At 70.4% G+C, this 14,610-nt stretch carries 12 protein-coding genes, 5 tRNA genes and 2 pseudogenes; 14 read left to right on the top strand and 5 right to left on the bottom strand.

Annotation, left to right across the window (positions count from 1 at the left end; translation table 11 throughout):
* Nucleotides 1-41: 41 nt before the first annotated feature.
* The 4 genes and pseudogenes from IG86_RS0118145 to IG86_RS0118160 form a co-directional block, all read right to left on the bottom strand.
* On the bottom strand, nucleotides 42-569 hold the full coding sequence (locus IG86_RS0118145) for a GTP-binding protein (RefSeq protein ID WP_078959199.1): 528 nt from the start codon (nucleotides 567-569) through the stop codon (nucleotides 42-44).
* A 1-nt stretch (nucleotide 570) separates the two neighbouring features.
* Nucleotides 571-933 (bottom strand): annotated as a pseudogene (locus IG86_RS41290) (DUF742 domain-containing protein); the annotation flags it as partial.
* Nucleotides 934-1,085: 152 nt separating this feature from the next.
* Nucleotides 1,086-1,346, bottom strand: a pseudogene (locus IG86_RS0118155) (roadblock/LC7 domain-containing protein); the annotation flags it as partial.
* Between the two features lie 17 nt (nucleotides 1,347-1,363).
* The gene (locus IG86_RS0118160; protein WP_030897997.1) at nucleotides 1,364-4,999 is read right to left on the bottom strand and encodes a nitrate- and nitrite sensing domain-containing protein; all 3,636 of its coding nucleotides are present in this window, start codon (nucleotides 4,997-4,999) and stop codon (nucleotides 1,364-1,366) included.
* 577 nt (nucleotides 5,000-5,576) lie between these two features.
* Between IG86_RS0118160 and IG86_RS0118165 the strand changes: the two genes are divergently transcribed.
* From IG86_RS0118165 to IG86_RS0118210, 10 genes are all read left to right on the top strand, one after another.
* Nucleotides 5,577-5,765 carry a hypothetical protein gene (locus IG86_RS0118165; RefSeq protein WP_030029864.1) on the top strand — a complete coding sequence of 63 codons (189 nt, stop codon included), beginning with the start codon at nucleotides 5,577-5,579 and terminating at the stop codon, nucleotides 5,763-5,765.
* 95 nt (nucleotides 5,766-5,860) lie between these two features.
* Nucleotides 5,861-6,649: a fumarylacetoacetate hydrolase family protein gene (locus IG86_RS0118170; protein ID WP_030823639.1), complete on the top strand. Its 789-nt coding sequence runs from the start codon at nucleotides 5,861-5,863 to the stop codon at nucleotides 6,647-6,649.
* Nucleotides 6,642-8,117, top strand: coding sequence for a glutamate--tRNA ligase (gltX, locus tag IG86_RS0118175; protein WP_030898001.1), 1,476 nt, complete (start codon nucleotides 6,642-6,644; stop codon nucleotides 8,115-8,117). The genes IG86_RS0118170 and gltX overlap by 8 nt, the downstream gene beginning before the upstream one ends.
* Nucleotides 8,118-8,251: 134 nt before the next feature.
* Nucleotides 8,252-8,923, top strand: coding sequence for a DUF4241 domain-containing protein (locus IG86_RS0118180; RefSeq protein ID WP_030898003.1), 672 nt, complete (start codon nucleotides 8,252-8,254; stop codon nucleotides 8,921-8,923).
* 10 nt (nucleotides 8,924-8,933) lie between these two features.
* Nucleotides 8,934-9,662 (top strand): HAD family hydrolase, encoded by a 729-nt coding sequence (locus IG86_RS0118185; RefSeq protein ID WP_030898006.1) that lies wholly within the window; start codon nucleotides 8,934-8,936, stop codon nucleotides 9,660-9,662.
* Between the two features lie 85 nt (nucleotides 9,663-9,747).
* A tRNA-Gln gene (locus tag IG86_RS0118190) sits at nucleotides 9,748-9,819 on the top strand.
* Nucleotides 9,820-9,846: 27 nt separating this feature from the next.
* Nucleotides 9,847-9,919, top strand: a tRNA-Glu gene (locus IG86_RS0118195).
* 63 nt (nucleotides 9,920-9,982) lie between these two features.
* Nucleotides 9,983-10,055: transfer RNA gene (locus IG86_RS0118200), tRNA-Glu, on the top strand.
* Nucleotides 10,056-10,076: 21 nt separating this feature from the next.
* A tRNA-Gln gene (locus tag IG86_RS0118205) sits at nucleotides 10,077-10,148 on the top strand.
* A gap of 14 nt (nucleotides 10,149-10,162) precedes the next feature.
* Nucleotides 10,163-10,235: transfer RNA gene (locus tag IG86_RS0118210), tRNA-Glu, on the top strand.
* 170 nt (nucleotides 10,236-10,405) lie between these two features.
* Here the strand turns inward: IG86_RS0118210 and ndgR are convergent.
* Entirely contained in the window at nucleotides 10,406-11,122 is a 717-nt protein-coding gene (ndgR, locus tag IG86_RS0118215) for an IclR family transcriptional regulator NdgR (protein ID WP_007266782.1), read from the bottom strand.
* Nucleotides 11,123-11,304: 182 nt separating this feature from the next.
* Between ndgR and leuC the strand changes: the two genes are divergently transcribed.
* The 4 genes from leuC (at nucleotide 11,305) to IG86_RS0118235 (ending at nucleotide 14,516) form a co-directional block, all read left to right on the top strand.
* Complete coding sequence (gene leuC, locus IG86_RS0118220; protein WP_030823650.1) at nucleotides 11,305-12,729, top strand: 3-isopropylmalate dehydratase large subunit; 1,425 nt, start codon at nucleotides 11,305-11,307, stop codon at nucleotides 12,727-12,729.
* A gap of 3 nt (nucleotides 12,730-12,732) precedes the next feature.
* On the top strand, nucleotides 12,733-13,326 hold the full coding sequence (gene leuD, locus IG86_RS0118225; protein WP_030823653.1) for a 3-isopropylmalate dehydratase small subunit: 594 nt from the start codon (nucleotides 12,733-12,735) through the stop codon (nucleotides 13,324-13,326).
* Nucleotides 13,327-13,463: 137 nt separating this feature from the next.
* The gene (locus tag IG86_RS0118230; RefSeq protein ID WP_030009267.1) at nucleotides 13,464-13,691 is read left to right on the top strand and encodes an SCO5555 family protein; all 228 of its coding nucleotides are present in this window, start codon (nucleotides 13,464-13,466) and stop codon (nucleotides 13,689-13,691) included.
* A gap of 144 nt (nucleotides 13,692-13,835) precedes the next feature.
* Nucleotides 13,836-14,516: an HU family DNA-binding protein gene (locus IG86_RS0118235; protein ID WP_030898015.1), complete on the top strand. Its 681-nt coding sequence runs from the start codon at nucleotides 13,836-13,838 to the stop codon at nucleotides 14,514-14,516.
* Nucleotides 14,517-14,610: the final 94 nt, after the last annotated feature.

Raw genomic sequence — 14,610 nt, forward strand, 5'->3', positions numbered from 1 at the left:
ACACAGCCCGCCCCTCCCGTGCGGCAGTTGGAGCCGCTCCGCTACTTGAGCCGCGCCATCAGGGCGTGCTCGACGAGCGTGATGAGCGCGCTCTTGGCATCCGCGCGGTGGCGGGCGTCCGTGGTGATGATGGGAGCGCCCGGACCGATCTGCAGCGCCTCGCGGACTTCCTCCGGCGTGTAGGGCTGGTGTCCCTCGAAGCCGTTGAGCGCCACGACGAAGGGCAGGCCGCTGTTCTCGAAGTAGTCGACGGCGGGGAAGCAGTCGGCGAGGCGGCGCGTGTCGACGAGCACGATCGCACCGATGGCGCCGCGGACCAGGTCGTCCCACATGAACCAGAAGCGGTCCTGGCCCGGCGTACCGAAGAGGTACAGGATCAGGTCCTGGTCCAGCGTGATGCGGCCGAAGTCCATGGCGACCGTGGTGGTCGTCTTGTCACCGGTGTGCGTGAGGTCGTCGATACCGGCCGAGGCGCTGGTCATGACGGCTTCGGTGCGCAGCGGGTTGATCTCGGACACGGCTCCGACGAACGTGGTCTTGCCCACGCCGAAGCCGCCCGCCACCACGATCTTCGCGCAGCGTTACATCCGGCGTGCCGCCGGCCTCTCCATTGCCCGGCTGGTGGATGGCCACCATGCCGGCCTCCGCCAGGTCGGCGACGAGGATGCGTGCCACGCCGAGCGGCATGGAAAGCAGTGCGGAGACCTCGGCGACCGACTTGACCTCGCGGCACAGGGTGCAGATGCGCTGGTGCTCCGGGAGCAGGCCGGACAGGTGCATCGGATCGGCGGTGGTGCTGACCAGCGCCTCGATGGCGAGCTGGTAGCGGGGCCGGGTCCGGCCGCCGGTCATCGCGTAGGGACGCACCAGCGGCTGATCGCCTTCCGAGTACGAGTCTCCGTACGCATCGGGGTAGGCGGGGGGCGGGGTCATTGATCCTCCGGGCTGGACAGCAGTGGTCAGCGTGCCGTCTGACGGGGCGGCCGGTGGGGGGAACGGTATGACGGCCTGGCGGTGGTACTGGATTCCGGGGCGTGGGCCCCGGTCTCCCGGCCGGTAGTACCGTCCGGCCGGGAGCTGGGAAGTCAGCCGAGCAGGCTTCCCTGCAGTTCGGCGCGCAGGTCCGGGGTCAGGACACTGCCCGCGCGATCCACCAGAAGAGCCATCTCGTAGCCCACGAGGCCGATGTCGCACTCCGGGTGCGCCAGTACGGCCAGCGAGGATCCGTCCGAGACGGACATGAGGAAGAGGAATCCCCGGTCCATCTCGACCACGGTCTGGTTGACGGCGCCACCCTCGAAGATGCGGGAGGCACCGGCGGTCAGCGAGGTCAGTCCGGAGGCCACGGGCTCATCGAACTCAACTATCGCTCCTGCTGGTAAGTGGGGTCGATGTGGTAACTGCCGGTCGTCTGGCTGTTGTTGCCAGCCTGACGGCCCTGCTGGATACCGCGTCGGAGGTTGGTCAGACGGCCGCGGACGTCGTCCGGCGCCCGCGAGACCTGCGGACCGGCCTGTGCGTCGGCCTGCTGCTGCGCGGTGCCGGCCACGAGGTTCGCCCGCGGGACCCGGCGGGGCAGCCCCGACGTCGTGATGCCGCCGGCGGCGGGCTGGCGCACGCGCTCGGCCTGCCGCATCAGCTCGTCGTTCGGCGAGGACTTCCAGCTGACGGTCGGCATGGCGCCGGTCGTCGCCGCGGCGGGCTCGGCCGCCTGCTCCTGGCCGCGCTGCGGCAGCTGCTGCTGCGGGGCCGGGGCCGCCTGAGCGGACTGCTGCGGCTGCTGGGGTACGGCCGGGACCTGCGCGGGGGGCTGCTGCCCCTCCTCGCGGAACCAGTTCGACTCCAGGGTGTCGAAGATCGGGCTGCGGGCGTCGCCCGAGCTCTGGGCCGGCGGCAGCGCCTCGGGCCGGTGGCCCTGCGGGAGCCGCGGAGCCTCGGGCCGCGCGGGCGGTACGGGTGCGTACTCGCCGCCCGGCTGCGGAGCCTGCGGCTGCATGTGCTGCGGCTGAGGCTGCTGCGGGGCCTGCGGCTGGCGGGCGAACCCGCCGACGCCGGGGCCGCCGGGACGCTGGGGCTGGTAGCCCGGGCGCTCGAACTGGCCGGTGGCGGACGGGTCGATGGGGCCCCGTACGTCCGGACGCTCGAACTGACCGGTGGTGCTGCCCACGCCGTCGCCCTGGGGCATCGGCGCGTTGAAGTCGGGGCGCGCGAACTCGGCCGTCGAGCCGGGGCCCGAGAGCTCGTCGTGGCCACGGGCCTGGTCCGAACCCCAGCTGGTGGTCTGCGGGCCGGGCAGCTCCGGACGGGCGCCGGCGCCACCGCGCGGCGGCAGCTGCGGCCGGGGACCGCCCGGGGCCGCGGGACCGTTCGGCTGCTGCGGGGGCTGCTGCTGAGCCTGCTGCGGCTGGGGCTGCTGCGGACGCTCGAAGCCGTTGCCCTGCGGGAACCCGGGCTGGCCGGACGCGGGACGGGACTGCGGGCCGCCGCCGAAGCCGACGCTGGGGACCGGACCGCGGGTCGGCAGCGGGCCGCCGGCGCCGAAGGCGCCCTGACCCTGGCCCGCGGTGGTCGGACCGCCCTGCTGCGGACGGGCACCGGGAGCACCGGGGCCGCCCTGGGGCCGTCCGCCCTGCGGACGCTGCTGACCGGGGGCGCCGTCGCGTCCCGGCAGGGCGGCGCGCTGGCCACCCCCCGCGACCTGACCGCGCTGCGGGGCAGCGCCCACGGGGGGGCGTCCGCCCGGACCGGGCACCGAGGCCTGGGCACCGGGAGCGCCCTGGGCACCGCCCGGGCCGCCCTGCCCCGGCGTCGGGCCCGGCTTCTTGCCGCCCTGGGCGACGTCCACCGGCAGCATGACGAGGGCCGTCGTACCACCCGAGTCGGAGGGGCGCAGCTGGATGCGGATGCCGTGTCGCAGGGACAGGCGGCCGACCACGAACAGACCCATGCGGCGGGAGACGGAGACGTCCACGGTGGGCGGCGACGCGAGCCGCTCGTTGATCGCGGCGAGGTCCTCGGGGGAGAGACCGATGCCGGTGTCGTGGATCTCGACGAGCACACGGCCGTCGGGCAGCGCGTGACCGGTGACCTTGACCTTCGTCTGCGGGGAGGAGAACGAGGTGGCGTTCTCCAGCAGCTCGGCGAGCACGTGCACGAGGTCGTTGACGACGCGGCCGGCGACGTCGGTGCCGGGCACCGAGGCCAGCTCGACGCGCTCGTACTGCTCCACCTCGGACGCGGCGGCGCGGAGCACGTCGACCAGCGGGACGGGGCGGGTCCACCGGCGGCCCGGCTCCTCGCCCGCGAGGACGAGGAGGTTTTCGCCGTTACGGCGCATGCGGGTCGCGAGGTGGTCGAGCTTGAAGAGGGAGGAGAGCTGGTCCGGGTCGGCCTCGCGCGACTCCAGTTCGGAGATGAGCGAGAGCTGACGCTGGATGAGGCCCTGCGAGCGGCGCGAGAGGTTGGTGAACATCGCGTTGACGTTGCCTCGCAGGAGGGCCTGCTCGGCGGCGAGGCGGACCGCCTCGCGGTGCACGTCGTCGAACGCCGCGGCCACCTGGCCGATCTCGTCGCGGGTGTGCACACCGACCGACTCCACGGACGTGTCGACGTCCTGCGGGTCGGACTCGGACAGCTGCTTGACGAGCTCGGGCAGGCGGTCCTGGGCGACGCGCGTCGCGGTGTCCTGCAGGCGGCGCAGCGAGCGGATCATGGACCGGGCCATGACGAAGGCGCCGACGAGGGAGACGCCGAGGACGAGGAGGATCAGCGCACCGTTGATGATGGCGTCCTGCTGGGCCTCGTTCTTCAGCTCGCGGGCCTTCTGCTCCATCTCCTCGAGCAGGGTCAGCTCGATGACCTTCATCGCCTGGAGCTTGGTGCCGTCCGCGTCGTACCAGTCCAGCCAGGACCGGTTCTTCTCGCGGAGGAAGGCGTCCTGGCTGGCCAGCACGCGGCGTGCGTAGTGGTCGGCGCTGGAGATCTCGGAGTTGCTGTCGCCCAGACCCGCGAGGAGTTCCTCGGTGCGGCCCTGGTAGACGAGCTCGAAGGTGGTCTTCGCCTGCTGCTCGCCCTTCTGCGCGGAGAGGGCGTAGAGCCGGTCGTTCTCCTGCAGCTTGCCCTGCTTCTCGTTGGTGTCGGGAAGCGAGGCGGCGATGATCGCGCGCTGGATGGAGGCGTATTCCTTGGCGGCGGAGAACGCGGCCAGGGCACGCGTACGCTTGATCATCTCCGGGTTGGAGGTGGCCTGCGCCATGTCCTGGGAGAGCGAGAGCAGCGAGACGATCATCGCGTTGTACTCGCTGACGGTCTGCTGGGCGCCGGTGGAGTACGCCTTGATGCGGATCGTCTCGATGTTCGTGAGCTGACGGCCGATCTGCAGCACGTTGTTGCGGATCGACTTGAGGGTGTCGTCCTTCTTGCCCGTGCTGTCGACGCGGTCGGTCGCGGCGTTGAAGGCCTTGGCGGCGATGTCGGTCTGCGCGCGGGCACTGTCGACCTGGCTGTTGCTCTTGCCCCCGGAGAGCGAGAGCGGACCTGCGGAGAGGTCGCGCTCCTCCTGGAGCATGGCGGCCAGGTTGGTGGCCTGTCGCGTCATCGTCGTCAGCAGCTGCATGTGCTCGAGCTGCGCGATGTCGTTGAGCGAGTCGTTGATGCGGAAGCCACCGAGCGTGGTGGCGGCGACGACCGGCAGGGTCAGCAGCGACACCAGTCGCGTGCTGATGCGCCAGTTCTGCATGGCGAGGCGGGATCCGGGCCCACTGGGGGCCTTCGGTATCGCCACGTCCTGCTCAGCCGACCCGGCCGCCTTGTCCTTGGACTTGGCCTTCAGGCTCTTCGCGCGGCCCTTCGCCTTCACCGCGGCGGAGGCGTCGGGGCCTGCGCCTTCGACAGCCGGCCCGCGGTTCTGGGCGTGCTGGGGCGAGGAGCCACGGTCGGTCCCGCCGCGCGGCTCCTGCTCCGCCGCAGCGCTGCCATCCCTCTTGAATCGTCCCTGCACTAGCGTCGCAACCTCTGGACCAGGCGTCCCGCCGGGCGACCGGCGGAACGGTGTCGAGTCGTGGGGCACTTTCGGCCCCATGGTGGTCGTCGGTGACCGGCGCGTCTCCCTTTCTTTCCGCCGCACGGCGCTGAGTCGCGCCACCTGCGCGCCGGACTGAGTCCCGCGGCGGTCCCGCGAATTCCAGCACAGTGGCGGATCTCCAACAAGGTGCGCGTGTTCCCCCGGAGAGTCGGTCACGGCTTGTGACTGACGCATTACGCGATGTGCGACCGCATTCGGTTGAAATCGGACTTACGCCATCCAAACAACACGGCTGGCAAGGTGTCCCAGTCGCGATGATCAGGAGCGGAATGACGCATTCAGTGGCGCAATGTCCGTTTCGGTGGGTCTGGTTGACCGTCCGTTATGGCGGAAATGTCGGGTCACGGGTGAGCAAACTCACATAGCCATGGCCATTACTTCCTGGTTCGGCAGGGGATTCAGATGTTTAGCCTTGCCCCTTAAAGGGTTGGCGCCAGGGCTGGTGCGGGCGCCGGCCGACATCCACAGACCGAACCGAGGACCCCGAACTCCGATGAAGACGACGACGATGTTCCGCAACATAGCCAACCCCCGCCGCACCACCCTCGCGCACCTCAAGGACGCCGAGGAGCTGCAGGCGGCCCCGGCCACCCCGGAGCACGCCGTCGAGCTGCCGACGCAGACCGCCAACCCCCGGCGCACGGTCCTGATGGACGCGCCGGTCGCCGCCGCCGCGCAGTAAGCCGTCCCGCACGGAACGTGAAGCGCCGCCGCCCGCCGCGTTAGCCTGGGGAACGCAGACTCCAGCCAGCGGAAACAGAGGGGCAGACGCAACACGTGCGCATCGCCAGGTTCTCGATCGACGGCAATGTCGCGTTCGGCGCGGTCGAGGGCGACGCCGCCCCCGGCAACGAAGCGTCGCTCGTGCTCGACATCATCAAGGGCATCCCGTTCGCGGACTTCGAGCTCTCCGGTACGAAGGTCCCGCTGAGCAAGGTCCGGCTGCTGCCGCCCGTGCTCCCGAACAAGGTCGTGGCCATCGGCCGCAACTACGCGGAGCACGCGGCGGAGCTCGGAAACGAGGTCCCGGACGCCCCGATCACCTTCTTCAAGCCCTCCACCTCCGTGGTCGGCCCGGGTGACCCGATCACCTACCCCTCCTTCTCCCAGGACCTCCACCACGAGGCGGAGCTCGCCGTGGTCATCGGCCGCATGTGCCGCGAGGTCCCCAAGGAACGCGTCAAGGACGTCATCCTCGGCTACACCTGCGCCAACGACGTCACGGCGCGCGACGTCCAGCAGCGGGAGAAGCAGTGGGCCCGGGCCAAGGGCTTCGACAGTTCCTGCCCCCTCGGCCCCTGGATCGAGACCGACCTGGACCCCACGGACCTGACCATCCAGTGCACGGTCAACGGCCAGCAGCGCCAGCTGGGCCGCACCAGTGACATGGTCCGCTCCATCGAGGACCTGATCGTCCACATCACCGAGGCCATGACGCTGCTCCCCGGCGACGTCATCCTCACGGGGACCCCGGCCGGAGTCGGCCCCCTCAACGTCGGCGACGAGGTCGCCGTCACCATCGAAGGCATCGGCACTCTCACCAACAAGGTGATCAAGCGTGGTTAACGGACCCGTCCGCGTACGTTTCTGTCCCTCCCCGACCGGCAACCCCCACGTGGGCCTGGTCCGCACCGCCCTGTTCAACTGGGCGTTCGCGCGCCACCACGGCGGTACGTTCGTCTTCCGCATCGAGGACACCGACGCGGCCCGTGACTCCGAGGAGTCCTACGAGCAGCTGCTCGACTCGCTGCGGTGGCTCGGCTTCACCTGGGACGAGGGCCCCGAGGTCGGCGGCCCGCACGCCCCGTACCGCCAGTCCGAGCGCATGGACATCTACAAGGACGTCGCGCAGAAGCTCCTCGACGGCGGCTACGCCTACCACTGCTACTGCAGCACCGAGGAGCTCGACGCGCGCCGTGCCGCCGCCCGCGCCGCCGGCAAGCCCTCCGGCTACGACGGCCACTGCCGCGAGCTCACCACCGTGCAGATCGAGGCCTACCAGGGCGAGCACCGGCCCGCGATCGTCCGCTTCCGGATGCCCGACGAGCCCATCACCTTCACCGACCTGGTGCGCGGCGAGCTGACCTTCACCCCCGACAACGTGCCGGACTTCGGCATCGTCCGGGCCAACGGCGCCCCGCTCTACACCCTGGTCAACCCGGTGGACGACGCGCTGATGGAGATCACGCACGTGCTCCGCGGCGAGGACCTCCTCTCGTCGACCCCGCGCCAGATCGCCCTGTACAGGGCGCTGATCGAGCTGGGCGTCGCCAAGGGCACCCCCGCCTTCGGTCACCTGCCGTACGTGATGGGCGAGGGCAACAAGAAGCTCTCCAAGCGCGACCCCGAGGCCTCGCTCAACCTGTACCGCGAGCGCGGCTTCCTCCCCGAGGGCCTGCTGAACTACCTCTCGCTCCTCGGCTGGTCCTTCTCCAAGGACCAGGACGTCTTCTCGATCGAGGAGATGGTCCAGAAGTTCGACATCGACGGCGTGAACGCCAACCCGGCGCGCTTCGACCTGAAGAAGGCCGAGTCGATCAACGGCGACCACATCCGCCTGCTCGACCCGAAGGTCTTCGCGGACCGCTGCGCCCCGTGGCTGCGGGCCCCGCACGCCAACTGGGCGCCCGAGGACTTCGACACCGAGGCCTGGGAGCGCATCGCGCCGTACGCCCAGACCCGCGTGGGCGTCCTGTCGGAGATCACCGCCAACGTCGACTTCCTGTTCCGCAAGGAGCCCGTCGAGGACCAGGCCTCCTGGGACAAGGCGATGAAGGGCGAGCCGGCGGCCCTGCTGACCACCGCCCGCGAGAAGCTGGCCGACGCCGACTGGTCGGACCCCGAGTCCCTCAAGCAGGCCGTCCTGACCGCCGGCGAGGCCCACGGCCTCAAGCTCGGCAAGGCCCAGGCCCCGGTGCGCGTCGCCGTCACCGGCCGCACGGTCGGCCTGCCGCTCTTCGAGTCCCTGGAGATCCTGGGCAAGGAGCGCTCGCTGGCCCGCATCGACGCCGCCCTGGCCAAGCTGGCCGGCTAGTCCGGCCCGCACCACCCGTACGTCCCGCAGGGGGCGGCGCCCGGACCCCGGGCGCCGCCCCCTGCGGCGTTGTCGGCGGTGCCCCCTAGGCTCCGGCGGAACCGATCACCCGTTGCGTTCCCGGAGGCTGCGCCGTGCCGATGACCCCGCCCGACTACGCCTGGCACTTCACGCCGGGTTCCGCGTTCGCCCACCGGGACGGCGAAACGGGGACCCTCGCCCCCGTCGTCATCGGCGAGGTGACGTTGCCCACGGGCCGGGTCGTGGCCTGCGACCCCTTCATCTGCCTGGGGGAGGGAGAGGCCGAGCCGTTCACCGTCGCGGTGGAACCGGGCCGGTACCGGGCCGAGGCCGCGGTCGCCACCCTGGCGCGCGCCGGCTCCGCGCCGGATCCCCACCCGCACACCAGGATCGCCGCGGCGCGCCTGGTGATCCGGGACACCCCCTCGGTCGGCTGGGAGATGGCGGTGGTCGCGGGCCAGGACCCCTCCGCACTGGGTGAGGGCGAGTTCTTCGGCTACGGCGTCGACGCGGGCACCGGCTGCTTCCACGACGCCGCGGCCCACGAGTCGTTCCCCGGCGCCGAGGACGACGACGGGCCGCTGTGGTCGGCTCTGGACGCCGTCGTGGAGGGACCGCAGGTCTTCCTGGCCCGGGGGGAGGACGGTCACACCCTCGCCGGTTTCACCTCCGGATGGGGCGACGGCTGCTACCCGACCTGGATCGGGCGCGACTCCGAGGGGCGGGTCACCTGTTTCGTGACGGACTTCCTCGTCGTGCCCACCGAGCGGGTGCCCGCGGCGTAGGCTCGGGCGTATGCCGATCCGCGCCGTGCTGTGGGACATCGACGACACCCTCTTCGACTACACGGGGGCCGACGCGGCCGGACTCGCGGCGCAACTGGAGGCCGTCCGGCTCGCGGAGCGCTACGGCACCCCCGCGCAGGCCCTCGCGCGCTGGCGGGAGATCACCGACCGCCACTGGGCGCGCTTCGCCGCGGGGGTGGGCACCTTCCAGGGGCAGCGGCAGGAGCGGGTACGGGAGTTCCTCGACGAGCCCCGCATGACCGCAGCCGAGGCCGACGCCTGGTTCGACAGTTACGTCGAGCACTACAAGGCCGCCTGGGTCGTCTTCCCCGACGTGGTGCCGGCGCTCGACGCCCTCGCGGCCGACTACCGGCACGGGGTGCTCTCCAACTCCTCCACCGCCAACCAGGACCCCAAACTGCGTCACCTCGGGCTGCGCGAGCGCTTCGAGGTGCTGGTCTGCGCCGTGGAACTCGGCGTCAGCAAGCCCGAGGCGCAGGCGTTCCTCGCCGCGTGCGAGGCGCTCGGACTGCCGCCCGAGGAGGTGGCGTACGTCGGGGACCAGCCCGAGATCGACGCGCGCGGCGCGCGCGACGCGGGACTGCTGGCCGTCTGGATCGACCGGGACGGCCGCCGCGGGTCCGGCCCCGAGGGGGCGCACCGGATCGAAGGCCTTGACCGACTGCCGGAGCTGCTGGCACGGGATACCCGTTTTGGAGCACGGTCAGGCATCCGGTAATGTTCTTTCTGCGCCGCCGGAGCGGGCCGAAAGGCCGGACGGAGGCGCCAATCGAAAGAAAGTCCCCCAGGGGCTTGACTTTCGGTGGGGTATAGTGTAATTGGCAACACGAGGGTTTCTGGTTCCCTTATTCTAGGTTCGAGTCCTGGTACCCCAGCGCAGTGCAGCAGTAACGCAGTGCTTTGCCCCCGTTGTGTAGCGGCCTAGCACGCCGCCCTCTCAAGGCGGTAGCGCCGGTTCGAATCCGGTCGGGGGTACAGATCCTTCCCGCAAGATCTCCATTGGGTAGCTCCCGGACGTCTTGATGCAGGATCGCTAGGGCCCCCGTTGTGTAGCGGCCTAGCACGCCGCCCTCTCAAGGCGGTAGCGCCGGTTCGAATCCGGTCGGGGGTACTGGTCTGGTATAGACCACATTGGGCTATGGTGTAATTGGCAACACGAAGGTTTCTGGTTCCTTTGTTCTAGGTTCGAGTCCTGGTAGCCCAGCGCAGTACGAGCAAGCCCCCGTTGTGTAGCGGCCTAGCACGCCGCCCTCTCAAGGCGGTAGCGCCGGTTCGAATCCGGTCGGGGGTACGCATGGAAGAGGCCCTCCGCGTTCATCGCGGAGGGCCTCTTCGCTGTGCGCCGACGGCCGTGCCGACGCGGACGCGAGTGATGTAAGTACGGGCCCGGAGGCGCGTGTTCGGACGTGTGCGGCGTCGAACGCGCCCCCGGACCCGGGGGTGAACGGATGGGGTCGGGCGTCAGCCGGAGCGGCGCAGCGCCTCCGTGAGCCGGGCGGCCGCGTCGATGACGGCCTGGGCGTGCATCCGGCCCGGGTGGCGGGTCAGCCGCTCGATGGGCCCGGAGACCGACACGGAGGCCACCACGCGGTTCGACGGCCCGCGCACCGGCGCCGAGACGGACGCCACGCCGGGCTCCCGCTCGCCGATCGACTGCGCCCAGCCGCGGCGCCGTACGCCCGAGAGCGCCGTCGCCGTGAAGCGCGCGCCCTGCAGGCCCCGGTGGAGCCGCTCGGGCTCCTCCCAGGCCATCAGGATCTGCGCGGCCGAACCGGCCTTCATCGGCAGGGTCGAGCCCACCGGGACGGTGTCCCGAAGGCCGGACAGCCGCTCCGCGGCCGCCACGCAGATGCGCATGTCTCCCTGACGGCGGTAGAGCTGCGCGCTCTCGCCCGTCACGTCACGGAGGTGGGTGAGTACCGGTCCCGCCGTGGCCAGCAGACGGTCCTCGCCGGCCGCGGCGGCGAGCTCCGCCAGCCGCGGACCGAGGATGAACCGGCCCTGCATGTCCCTCGCCACCATCCGGTGGTGTTCCAGTGCCACGGCAAGGCGATGTGCCGTGGGTCGTGCGAGCCCTGTCGCCGCGACCAGCCCGGCGAGGGTGGCCGGACCGGACTCCAGTGCGCTCAATACCAGAGCTGCCTTGTCGAGAACGCCGACGCCGCTAGAGTTGTCCATGAAACGATATTCGCGTCTCACACTGTGAAACGCAAGTTCAATTTTTCCAAGAACCAGCGAGTCTGTATGTGCGGGTCCACGAACCACTGGGTCCGAGCCGTCGTCCGGGACGTGGGGTACGGGCGTCTGGCGCACGAATCTCTATGAAGCGCCGGCACAACCCGCCGGCCGGAGGGAAAGCGATGGGTAGGACACTCGCGGAGAAGGTCTGGGACGACCATGTCGTCCGGCGCGCCGAAGGCGAGCCCGACCTCCTCTTCATCGATCTGCACCTGCTGCACGAGGTGACCAGCCCGCAGGCCTTCGAGGGTCTGCGCCAGGCCGGCCGCAAGGTCCGACGCCTCGACCTCACCATCGCGACCGAGGACCACAACACCCCCACCATCGACATCGACAAGCCGATCGCGGACCCGGTCTCCCGGGCCCAGCTGGAGACGCTGCGCAAGAACTGCGCCGAGTTCGGTGTGCGCCTGCACCCGCTGGGCGACGTCGAGCAGGGCGTCGTCCACGTCGTGGGACCCCAGCTCGGCCTGACCCAGCCCGGCACCACCGTGGTCTGCGGCGACTCGCACACCTCCACGCACGGCGCCTTCGGCGCGCTGGCCTTCGGCATCGGCACCAGCCAGGTCGAGCACGTGCTGGCCACCCAGACCCTGCCGCTGGCCCGCCCGAAGACGATGGCGATCACCGTTACCGGCGAGCTGGCGGACGGGGTGACCGCGAAGGACCTGATCCTGGCGATCATCGCCAAGATCGGCACCGGTGGCGGCCAGGGCTACATCCTGGAGTACCGCGGCGAGGCCGTGGAGCGGCTCTCGATGGAAGCCCGCATGACCATCTGCAACATGTCGATCGAGGCCGGCGCCCGGGCGGGCATGATCGCCCCCGACCAGACCACCTTCGACTACCTCCAGGGCCGTGACCACGCCCCCGTGGGCGAGGACTGGGACGCGGCCGTCGCGTACTGGAAGACCCTGCGCACCGACGACGACGCCGTCTTCGACGCGGAGGTCGTCATCGACGGCGCCGCGCTGTCGCCGTTCGTCACCTGGGGCACCAACCCGGGCCAGGGCGCCCCGCTGTCGGCGAACGTCCCCGACCCGGCTTCGTACGAGGACGCTTCGGAGCGCCTCGCGGCCGAAAAGGCCCTGGAGTACATGGGGTTGACCGCCGGGCAGCCGCTGCGCGACATCAAGGTCGACACCGTCTTCGTAGGTTCCTGCACCAACGGCCGCATCGAGGACCTGCGCGCCGTCGCCGGGATCATCGAGGGCCGCAAAGTCGCCGACGGCGTACGGATGCTGGTCGTCCCGGGCTCGGTCCGCGTCGCCCTCCAGGCCGTGGAAGAGGGCCTGGACACGGTCTTCAAGGAGGCCGGCGCCGAATGGCGGCACGCGGGCTGTTCGATGTGTCTGGGCATGAACCCCGACCAACTGGCGCCCGGTGAACGCTCCGCGTCCACCTCCAACCGCAACTTCGAGGGCCGGCAGGGCAAGGGCGGGCGCACCCACCTGGTCTCCCCGCAGGTGGCCGCCGCCACCGCGGTGCTGGGCCATCTGGCCTCGCCCGCCGACCTGTCCGCCGCCGACGCGACCGCCGGAGTCTGAACCATGGAAGCCTTCACCGTCCACACCGGCCGGGCCGTTCCGCTGCGCCGCAGCAACGTCGACACCGACCAGATCATCCCGGCCCACTGGCTCAAGAAGATCACCCGCGACGGGTTCGAGGACGGGCTCTTCGAGGCCTGGCGCAAGGACCCGGAGTTCATCACGAACCGCCCCGAGCGCGCCGGCGCGACGGTGCTCGTCGCCGGCCCCGACTTCGGCACCGGCTCCTCGCGCGAACACGCCGTCTGGGCCCTGCAGAACTTCGGCTTCAAGACGGTCATCTCCTCCCGCTTCGCCGACATCTTCCGCGGGAACTCGCTGAAGAACGGCCTGCTGACCGTCGTGCTCCCGCAGGAGACCGTCGAGCAGCTGTGGAAGCTGACCGAGGCCGACCCCACCGCCGAGATCACGGTCGACCTGGTCGACCGCCAGGTGCGCGCGGAAGGCGTCGTGGCCGAGTTCGAACTCGACGACAACGCCCGCTGGCGTCTGCTGGAAGGCCTGGACGACATCTCGCTCACCCTTCAGAACGAAGCGGACATCGCCACCTACGAAAGCGCCCGTCCGGCCTTCAAGCCGCGCACGATTCGGGCCTGATTCCTGCCTGATCAGCGCTTATTCACCCTCGGGTGATCACATCGACAACACTGTGCCCCCCGCCCTCCGGCGGGGGGCACAGCCGTTTGTTGAGGCCCCGTGAGGCGACAACTCGCCCCAGATGGCACAATCTGTGCATGGAACGCGACAGTCAACTCGAGCTCTACGAACTCGTCGCGGACCGGCTGAAAGAAGCACACACACGGGTGCGCTCACTGCAAGTCCCGGAGGGCGTAAGGATGGCGCTGTCCCGGAAGCTGTTGGTCGTCACGGCCGCGGCGAAGCATGATCTCGCCGATGCGGCAAGGCGCCTGGACAGGTTGATGAAGGACCTCGACGAGGGTCGATTCCCTGAAGGCGACTGATGCGAAGGAACTCCGTAACCGCCTCCGGCGTTGCGGCACTAGGGTGATTAGCCCGTTTCGTGTTTGATTTGCGGTATATATCCGCCTAACGTGCGAAATAAGCTTGAACACATTCGTTCTGGCGATGTCTCCGAAGGGGAAGACGTGAACAAGGCGCAGCTCGTAGAAGCGATTGCCGACAAGCTGGGCGGCCGCCAGCAGGCCGCGGACGCTGTCGACGCGGTACTGGACGCGATCGTCCGCGCTACCGTCGCGGGCGACCGGGTCTCGGTCACGGGCTTCGGCTCGTTCGAGAAGGTCGACCGTCCGGCCCGTTACGCCCGCAACCCGCAGACGGGTGAGCGCGTCCGGGTCAAGAAGACCTCGGTGCCGCGTTTCCGCGCCGGCCAGGGCTTCAAGGACCTGGTCAGCGGCACCAAGAAGCTGCCCAAGGGCGGCGAGGTGTCGGTGAAGAAGGCGCCGAAGGGCAGCCTCACCGGAGGTGCCTCCGCGACGGTCAAGAAGGCCGCCGCGAAGAAGGCCACCACCGCCAAGAAGGCCGCGGCGAAGACCGCGGTCGCGAAGAAGACCACGGCGAGGAAGACCACCGCGACCGCCAAGAAGGCGGCGGTGAAGAGCACGGCCACGGCGAAGAAGGCAACGGCCACCGCCAAGAAGGCCACCACCGCCAAGAAGGCCACGGCCGCGGCGAAGAAGACCACCACCACCGCCGCGAAGAAGACCGCCCCGGCGGCCAAGAAGGTCACCGCAGCGACGAAGGCGCCGGCCAAGAAGACGGCGACCCGCAAGGCCACCGCGAAGAAGACCACCGCCCGCAAGAAGTAGGGGCACGAGTCACACACGCCGGGCCGGCTTCCCCCCTCTGGGGAAGCCGGCCCGCGGTGCGTTCCGGGGCCGCCGGCCGCCCTTCGGGCGCCGC

This window comes from Streptomyces virginiae, from assembly GCF_000720455.1.
Taxonomy (GTDB): domain Bacteria; phylum Actinomycetota; class Actinomycetes; order Streptomycetales; family Streptomycetaceae; genus Streptomyces; species Streptomyces virginiae.

Coding starts and splice junctions, on each gene's coding strand:
- IG86_RS0118165 (WP_030029864.1), top strand. CDS start 5,577: ATGAAGACGACGACGATGTTCCGCAACATAGCCAACCCCCGCCGCACC.
- IG86_RS0118185 (WP_030898006.1), top strand. CDS start 8,934: ATGCCGATCCGCGCCGTGCTGTGGGACATCGACGACACCCTCTTCGAC.
- ndgR (WP_007266782.1), bottom strand. CDS start 11,122: ATGGACAACTCTAGCGGCGTCGGCGTTCTCGACAAGGCAGCTCTGGTA.
- leuC (WP_030823650.1), top strand. CDS start 11,305: ATGGGTAGGACACTCGCGGAGAAGGTCTGGGACGACCATGTCGTCCGG.
- leuD (WP_030823653.1), top strand. CDS start 12,733: ATGGAAGCCTTCACCGTCCACACCGGCCGGGCCGTTCCGCTGCGCCGC.
- IG86_RS0118230 (WP_030009267.1), top strand. CDS start 13,464: ATGGAACGCGACAGTCAACTCGAGCTCTACGAACTCGTCGCGGACCGG.